Annotated in this window: 5 protein-coding genes; all 5 read right to left on the bottom strand. The window is 36.9% G+C overall.

Translation table 11 applies throughout. The features are described from left to right. Positions 1–623 (bottom strand): hypothetical protein (locus B7992_RS15660; RefSeq protein ID WP_141100506.1); only part of this gene is annotated, 623 nt, incomplete at its 3' end. A 38-nt stretch (positions 624–661) separates the two neighbouring features. Then, entirely contained in the window at positions 662–7,759 is a 7,098-nt protein-coding gene (locus B7992_RS15665; RefSeq protein ID WP_088666757.1) for a hypothetical protein, read from the bottom strand. Then, positions 7,759–8,229, bottom strand: a complete 471-nt coding sequence (locus B7992_RS15670) for a hypothetical protein (RefSeq protein ID WP_088666758.1) — start codon at positions 8,227–8,229, stop codon at positions 7,759–7,761. The genes B7992_RS15665 and B7992_RS15670 overlap by 1 nt, the downstream gene beginning before the upstream one ends. A 1-nt stretch (position 8,230) precedes the next feature. Next, positions 8,231–8,770 carry an OmpH family outer membrane protein gene (locus tag B7992_RS15675; protein WP_088666759.1) on the bottom strand — a complete coding sequence of 180 codons (540 nt, stop codon included), beginning with the start codon at positions 8,768–8,770 and terminating at the stop codon, positions 8,231–8,233. Continuing rightward, complete coding sequence (locus B7992_RS15680) at positions 8,763–9,269, bottom strand: hypothetical protein (protein WP_141100508.1); 507 nt, start codon at positions 9,267–9,269, stop codon at positions 8,763–8,765. The genes B7992_RS15675 and B7992_RS15680 overlap by 8 nt, the downstream gene beginning before the upstream one ends. Positions 9,270–9,555 lie beyond the last annotated feature (286 nt).

Below are 9,555 nucleotides of genomic sequence, written 5' to 3' on the forward strand. Positions count from 1 at the left end.
GCGAATGTCAACAAAAAAGGGTGGCGAAGCCACCCACACATGTTGATGAAGAGCCCCTTTTGTTTGTAATAATAAGCTGCAGCATCTTTAGAAACAATTGTTGCCGCATTATCATGAGAAGGCACATCTTTAAAAACATTATCCGAGATTGGATGGACCGTAAATTCAAAGTCCCACGTCGTATCAAAATAACCAAATGATCCTGTATTGGAATCATAGGATAGATATTTAAACTTTAAACTAAACTTATATGTACCAGGGTTTACTGCATTTGCAACAAACTCAATCCAATCACTTTGCTCATTTCTCCAGTGATGGACAATACAGTCTCTATTAGAGCCACAATACGCTTTTTCTTCCTCTTCAGTCAACTTTTGATTTTTTTCAAGACTTAAAGGGATGTCTGCACTTTTGCCGTCTGTAGATTTAGCCACAAAATCCGTTGACAATATTTCAATTAATCTTTTACAATCAAACGGAATAACAATCTTTTCCCCCACCCAAAAATCATGGCGAGAAGGATCCTGAACAATATTATAGAGAGGTACATCATCATTTGGTGCAGCCCAAACGAACACTACAGACATTAGCGCAATAAGAATAAATGAAATATTACTTTTCATTTTAAAGTCTCCAATTACTAACTACTCGATGAGCCCAATTAGTTCGAAAAAAGTCCAAATATATTCCAGGGAATCTCTTTTCTATCATCATTTCTGAATTCACGATGAAGCGCCTTGAAGCTGACGCCATCGTCATTTCGCGTTGAAATAAGTTGTCCTAAAGGGTTATAGTCATAATATATTGACAAATTATCTTCACCAACCATTTGAATCATATTTCCATACGCATCGTAGACAAACGTTTCAGCTTTTGCATCTTCTGGATAAATTCTTAAGTAATTCAAACGATCATCAACATCAAGACTTAAGCGTAACGAATTGACATCAACGCGTTCCGTTGTCCACTTACGATTTTTTTTCTTGATTCTATACTCAGCAATCAAGTTATCCCCGCAAACAAAATTTGCACAAGACAAAGACATTGCTTCCTTAATAATCCACGATCCGTTTTCAACAACATGCTCACCGTCCTTCACTCCAACCAAATTTGCATTAACCATCCTAATATCATTGCCTACAGATACAATTGATGCGGTTTTGCTATAATCCGCGGGGAAGAAAATATTGGTTAAGAAACGACCATCCACGGAATAATGAGTTGATTGAATACGTCCAAGAACGTCTTTCGACTCAATTGTTTTGAAATATTCATCCATTTTCAAAATGTACTTTCCATTGAATTCATCTAATTTCGGCAAATTCGAAGCAGTTTCATCATGATAATCAACAACAAAACCATACGGCATACCATCCGCTGAATATTTTTTACTAAATAACGAAGAACCTTTAAGTATATCCTCCGGCAAAACCTTACTTGAGAAGACGCCCCAATCAACTAAAGGCTTATCTTCCGCGTCAACACTAGAACCACTGGATTTATAAAAAATTCCATCGTATAGTTTCATCAAGTTCATATTGAAACTCTTCAAGTACTTATTTCTTTCAAGGTAATTCCAAGAATCATTTCCATAGTGAGGAATAGAATCATAGTACACGAATTCTGCAAAATTCTGAGACAACATATTTCTTTTAAACATCCGCTCAGCCAAAGAAGTCACTAAAGCAGATCTTACAGAACTTTCTGTAGAAGCAGACGAATTCGAATAGCACGATATGCAAACTGCATGATGAGGCAATTTAACAGTCAGCTTATGCAATTCACCCCCATTAACGGAAGGAATTTTTGCAACAGTGGCTGTTGGCATACTTGTCACAGGATCATATCGATGATTTTCCACAACTGATTTATGCCATTTTTTTGTATTAAGCAAAGCACGTTGTTTATTTAGATCCGGTGAAGAAGATGACGAATTCAAATCATCTTGATCATCAAATCCATTAATAGTAACAGACTTAACCATAAATGCAGGATAACGTTTATATTCAAAAGATGTTTTATCCAAGAAATAATCAATTTTTTCTTGAGTATTTTTCTTACGCGAGCTCAATGCAATTTGCTCTCTCTTGCACTTTTCTTTATTTGCTTCAACACACTGCAACTCTCTCGTACTATTCCAACGTTCATGTTGCTTTCCTATCTTACCGGCAATTCCATTTTGATCACCATCTGCAACCCCATTCAACGCATCGGGTACACTTGTTGAATAAATACTAGAATCAACCTTAATTAGAATGGCTTTATCACCATTACCACGATAGTACGAAATTTTATTATTCATTCCAATGAAGGAAGTAAAGTCGTGATAAATCACTTTTTCTTCAAATTGACTCATCAAATTTTGTGCAGGAATTTCATCATTGGCTTCATTTGCCTTGTCTAAAGAAACCATCTCTTCGCCATATACAATTTCTTTATACAAAATCGGATAGAAGCCCTTTTCCTGGGAACGAACCCAATTTTTATTAAATGACCAATTTGAAAGGATATGTGCTATAGTTACAGTAACTTCATTAAAGTCATTTAGCGAACCAAGATCCATATCATACACTTTTATTCCATCGTTCTTCAAAGAAATTCTTTCGCAATCATAATCGTTTTTACAAAATGAAGCATTCAAGTACCGAACTGATTGAACGTTATCGTTATAGAAATTAAATGATACTGGACGACCTTGCAACAGCATTACGTTCATCGGTTTTCCAACTTTATTCTTATACTCATCTAAGAAATCGAACTTTACCACAAATGGTCTAGTTTTATACGCTTCACTTTTTTTGTCACCACCCCATGCAAACAAGTTTGCGTTAACGTGAATAAAGGGTTTAAGAGATTTTTTTGTTTCGGAATCAATGTAATCAGCCGGGATACCTGTTTCTGATGTTATATACTCAAACTCAATTTTTCCATTTGACACCTTATCGTCATTATCGGAATTCTTTACAGAAACTTTCGGATACATAACTGTAGATCCAGGAACATATAATAAATCATTATCATCGAAGCCAACAATTCTTGATTTTGGCTTCAAAGGTAGGTCTGGCATAGCATATGACATCATATCAACATTGTGTCTGCTTCCCATGACCGTTGTATAAGTAGAATCAGGTAGTTGAGCAATTTCTCCTGGTTTGTACTCATATTCAGTCTTTGCGATACGATCAATATCGTAACGGACCAATTTCTTCACTCGAATATCACCACCCTTCATATCACTATAAGAGCGTTTTTTCCACATAACCCCGTCTACATTTCGCTGATTCCAACTTAAGTCATCGTTAATTTTATCCGCAGCGACTTGGAATCCCGCATACACTTCGTTATAAGATTTATCCATAACAAGTAAACGCGCATTAACCTTTACCTTTCCCAGTTTATAGACATTATTTTCAATAATTTTGTAAGGAGAAGGCAAATCAGCGGTAGAAATATCGAGGTTCCCTTCATACATCGCATCAAATTTTGTAAAACCAAGTAAGCCTACATTTCGATACCTATCGCAATCTGAAAGACCTAATGGGCCGCAATCAACCTCAGTCTTCAATACTGAATGAGCATTGAAATAAACACCTTCTTGTTTTTTATTTATCTCATCTTTTCCATTTTCATTTTTTTGTACAATGCCTAGTTCATACATATAGTCATAATCCCCCCCCTTATATCCTTTAGGCTTTTTATAATCCCAATAAGCCATACGCGGGCCTAAGCACTGATCTTTCCAAAACATCGGTAAAAATTGGGCGCAGGTACGATTATTATACTGGTCATTATACCCAATGTAAGCATTGGGATATTTTTTTATAAATTCAGAACATTTCTCAATTTTATATATAGGTGCGTAAAGATATTCACTTGAATGATCTTCACCATCTTTATAACTATCTCGTTCGTAGCTAATTTCCATTACGCCTCCTGCAGGGTCAGTTATTTTATTTAAACTCCACGCAGCAGCCCCGTAATCAGCAAAAGATTGGTTTACCTTATGATTGTCCTCTTCACCACGATTATTCCAGAAGCCCCATTCGTCAATACTATTATAGGAGGCAACAATTGAAGCATCAACATCAGTTACGCCACTATAATAGTCTTCGGAATAGAAATGTTCTCTCTTATAACCATTATTTGATTGATTTCCTTCATCTTCTGTAGTGCCCTTTAATTCTTCAGGTATAACCTCTTTTGTAACTTTGGGAACATTCTGTGCAGACAATTCAGCCCATGCACTTTTTGTACTATACCTTGTTGATGTCTGAGAAGGTGCGCTATAGTCAAATTTAAACGGAGGCAAACTTGCACAATGACCATTCTGGCACCCCTTTTCTGTAATAGACTTCAACGTAAGTCGACCATACAAATATTTATTTGTCTGTCCATTAGAACACACATCCAAACTTGCATTAATGGGAGAAGACTGAATATCTTCCAAAGTGGTCGGATATAGATCCTTACAATAAGAATTTAAAGTCTTTGGATGCAGAGAATAGTCATATTCAAAAGCATATTCCCTATATGGTTCAGAATTTTTCTTATCATAGTATGATATTTTCTTAAGAAAACGTACTTGATTCGTTGAGAAGTCTGTGAAATCGGAAGAAAATACTATATCACTCCAATCAACGACCGGTGCAATTAAAGATCCATCAACAATTTTTTCTGGAGCTTTAACAAGACTATAATTTTTAACAAGACTATTAAATTCGACCTTTTCATCGCAAGGCAAGAACATTCTTACTGTGGGAACATTATATCCATTCGTGCTATTGGCATTTGGATAACCATAGTTCGAATAATCACTCGAGCTACTAGAACCTTCAATGGGAACGTCATATAGTTTCAAGTCACATTCATGAATAAGGGTTTCACCACCTTTTTTTGTTTCAATTACACCATCCTCGTACACACGGCCATTTTCTGCTAAAACAATTTTAACACCTCCGTTAATAGCCTTATTATAAACAGACGACGATGATTTCGGAATCATGAAGAACTTCTTCCTATCACCTTTTTTCAGTTTAATTTTGTATAACCCATATCGAGCGTCCTCTCCAGAAGTTTTTTCAATTGCATTTACCAAATCTTCATCAACGGAAATTTCATGTTCATCATTTAGGAAAATGAATTCATCTCTAGAACCCTTACCCCCTTCCTGAGAACCAATACTAATCACTTTTTTGCTATAATCCGTTTCTATTACAAATTTATTTTTACTCTTAATATTTTCTTTTAATAACTCAGGCAAGTCAATATTTACATACAACGCATCATAAACATACTCACCTTCATAAACTTTACCAAAATCCTTCATTAGATACGTTTTTTGTTGCTCATTTCTTTCCTTCATTTGAGGGAAAAACAAAGGCTTTTTCTCCATTGATTCTACAGTTACAGACAATGCGGCAGTCGTAAAAATGGGTAAAGTTTTTTTAGATTCTTCACTTTCTCTATTAAAGAACCATCCCTTGCCATCTACACGCTGCTCTTTTATGGAATCATTTAAGTCAAAAACAACTTTGTGAGTCGCAGTCTCAATGGATTTCAAATAAACATATTCCTTAACACCAAACGCGGCTTGATACATTTTAGTATCACATCCCACAGGGGTCATCCCATTTCTAGGAATTCTAGAATTTGGAAGGTTTGAAGAATTTACATTAGGTTGAGCATATGGAGTTCTCCACTGATACAGGCTAGGATTTCCATAATTAAACTTCACATTGTAGCCTATATTTTTAGAAATGTCATTTTTGTCAAGCTCAACAAAATCAGCTCCCTGAATTTCAGTAAGCAGCCACTGTGTGGCATATGGGTTCATGTTAACTTGATAGGAGTATATTTCAGTTTCATCTGATGCATCAGATTGACATTTTTCTTTAAGTTCTCCCTGCATCGCCTTGCGAATTCCATTAAACAATCTTGAAGGGTAAACAAACGTAAGTACAGCATCTACAAAAGAATCCCAAAAACCTTTATATTTCGACAAACCTCGATCAACAAAGGCGGGAGTTCCTTTTTCTTGATTGATGGTATAGTCAACCTTCAGATATGTTTTTACAGGTTTTCCAAAGATGTACTTTGTACCATCTGAATTCGTAATTCTAAAGCCCTTAATCGTGCTAACAGGACTATCATCTTCAAAAATAGGCTCAACCTTCCTTGATCCATAAAGGGCATATTGATTTCCACCAACAGTTCTCTTCAAAAGAGATTTTGTTACTTCACCATTCTTTTCTTTTTTCGTTGATTCGTAAGGTTCCGTTTCATAATATCCACCTTCACCCAGGAAAAGGAATGATATACCAGAACTTAAAGGATTTTCGTCATTCATATCCGCTCTGTAAACAAACCTATTCGCTTCATTCATAAATTGAGTTTTAAATTTTGCATAGGGTGCATTCGAAGAATAAAAATGATATTCAGAATCTTTTTTCTGATTGTTATCTTCATAAACAAATTCTTCTTCATACGGCCAACGATTTTCGTCCAATTTTAGAATTGGGTTATACGATTCTACACTTTCATTTCCATCAGTCAACGAATTACTCAAAAGATTGTACATTTGATGTTCTTCTCGAGTAAACGCACGGAAAGTCCCTGCAACACCTTCAGTTTCAACAGTAAACATATCATAGGCGGGCTGAAGTTTTTCATCGCCCAAAGTTTCCAAAGAACGTCCCTTAAAAGTCCACTTCCACGGAATTCTACCCGTGCTTCCTTTTGCTCCAATTTGAGCATCAGGAATTTCATCAATATTATTATCACCATCAGCAACAATACCAGGACCACCCTGATACAAATAACCGTACACGTAATCAGACGTTGCTGATCTCATATGATACTCATGTAAAGATTGGGAGAAACCTAGAGAGAATACGCCAACATAAGTAGGAACAACAATCGCAAAACCAGCAGATGATGATTTAGAGCTACCGCTTCTTGAAGAATTTGCAACACTAACAGAAACAGGACCTAAAGAAGTTGAAGTTCCCCCCTTTCGTACAGATGCTTTCATTATGTTGATAGAATTATCGGCTCCTTTCGGACGAGCAGACATTCCTACGCTATAAGATACGTCTTCACCGGTGGTATAATGTACTCCAACAGAAGCACTAACACCAGTACCGACCTTAACACCAGCTCCGTAGGTAACTTTTCTATCTCTCGGATTAAACATAACACTAGCATTCAATCCTACCTGACCATAGCCGACACTTGCGTCAACACCAAAGCCTTGATTAGTGCTCACAGTAAAACCTGCATCTACAGCACCTGCCACATGAAAACCTACGGTACCATAAGTGCCGACTCCCCCCGTACTAGAAGCTGTTACACCTACACTGTAGGGGCCATTAGAATACGATAAATCAATACTCCATGTATATGTCGCAGAATATTGATATATATATCCCAAAGTACCACCATGAAATTGATCATCAGGAACACCACGAACATCACGAATAATGCCTCCGGGACTTAATGTCCAGCCAAGGCCAACCCAAGAAGCTTCCTGTTGAGGGGAAATTCCAGCATGATAAGATATGCTAAGAGGGTAATTTCCGTATGAGCCGGGAACTTCGCCAAGAGGAATGGAATAGGTGAAGTTTCCAGACGTCAAACTAACCATATCCTGCAATTTCGATGGTTCAAACTGAATGTAATCCGGCTGAGAAGGGCCTCCTTGCAAGGCAAATGCAGCAGAACAGCAAGAAAACAAAGCAACGTAAAAGGCTTTTTTCATCATTATTTCTCAATCAATCGAATATTTTTACAGTTTTTCAGTTCCATTTCAATGCCGCCAATACCCTGGCTAACATTGCGAACATAAAGTTTTGACCATTCATTTCTTTCGGCAAAACTCAACACAAAAGAATCTGTTGCACCAAGTTCAAATGTTTGTGCTTTACGGAACAACACTACATCAGAGGATTCACTACCTGCGTAAAGCGTTGCATTTTCTATGGACAAATCGGATCGAGGGGTAGCCCAAAAAAGTACTCTCATTCCATTATCAAGTGGAGCCCCCCATTTAGCCTTTTCGTAATCAGACGAAAGCAGCATGGCATAGAAGGTAATGCCGCCGCGAGTATATTCGGTCTTGCAATTTTCTTCGTAATACGAAAGAAACTCCGACTCCGGAAGGCTCTTAGTACAACTGCACAAGAACAGACTCAAGGCAAGGAGTAGTATAAAGAATTTGACAATAGTCTTCATTTTACTTAAAGCGGTCGTTTAAGAAAACAAGGAAATCTTCGGTAATATCAACCTTGGATCCATCGCCATAAACAATGCTGCCATTGCTAGAGGCAAAAACAATATCCAGTTTTTGTTTCTTGGCAAAATCAACCATTGCCGCATTGATTTTTTCATAAATACCTTGAAGTTTTTCCACATTGAGCTGCTGGATAGCATTGGCACGAACCTGGTTAAAGCGGCCGAGTTCTTCAATACGAGCAATCTGTTCCTTCTTCAGCTTAGTCTTTTCGGCAACAGAAAGTTTTTCATAATTTTCGGCAGCGCGAGTTTCAAAGGCCTTTAAGGAATCTTCGATAACGGAACGTTCAGCATTCCACTTTTCTTCGGCCTTCTTAACTTCATCAACGGCCTTTCGGGATTCCACAAAGCCGTTCAAAAGTTTTTCTGTATTTACGAATCCATAGTGGACTTCATTCTGATTATGCTGATAAACATAGCCAACGCCAATAAGAGAGATGACTATGGCCAATACGGCGAACAACTTACTGATCTTATTCATGGATACCCTCCAGGTATGTTACAAGTTCCTTGGTTTTATCTGCTTTTGTTCCGGTGCCATATACAACAGAATTGTCATTTGATCCAAAAAGGACCTCAATACCGTTTTTCTTGCAATAAGCGGCCACCTTTACATTGAAATTCTTGACAGCTTCTGTAATTTCGATTTGAGAAGCCTTGCTGATGGAGTCAATCATATTATGCTTGAATACGTTACTCTCTAGATTCAACAACTCTACAAGAGCATCATCTTTTTCATTTCTTACAGAAAGACTATCAAAAAGCCCCATAATGGAATCCGTAAAAGCCTGTTCTTTTTTCTTAAGGATTTCATCTTGCTGGCCTATTTTCTTATTGATATTCTGCATCAGAGCATCGGCCTCCAAGGCAGAGGTAGAATCTATGAAGTAGGGATTGCAGATATCTTTCTCTAAGAAAAACACTGCGTATGCCAAAAAACCAATAGATAGCAACATGGCAAAAAATGGCAATTTATTCATATTGTTCCTTTTATAAGTTAAGAAAGTATACCCTAAAACCGCAGTTTGTCACATTCTTAAAACAAACTACGACTTTATTAGGTCTCTTTTATTGGAAAATCCTAACCCCCAATAGGCACAAGATTTGCCAGTAAAAAATAAATCGGGTGTCAATCTAGAAATAGAGTCTTTATTTTCAAAGACTACAAATAGCTTACAAACTAGCACTTTATTGATAAAACATCAATAAAAGGCGATTTCTAATCGCTAACGCATAATGTTGAACTTTTTCAAAAGATACTCATTT

Origin of the sequence: Fibrobacter sp. UWH1 (genome assembly GCF_002210365.1) — a bacterium.
Lineage (GTDB): Bacteria > Fibrobacterota > Fibrobacteria > Fibrobacterales > Fibrobacteraceae > Fibrobacter.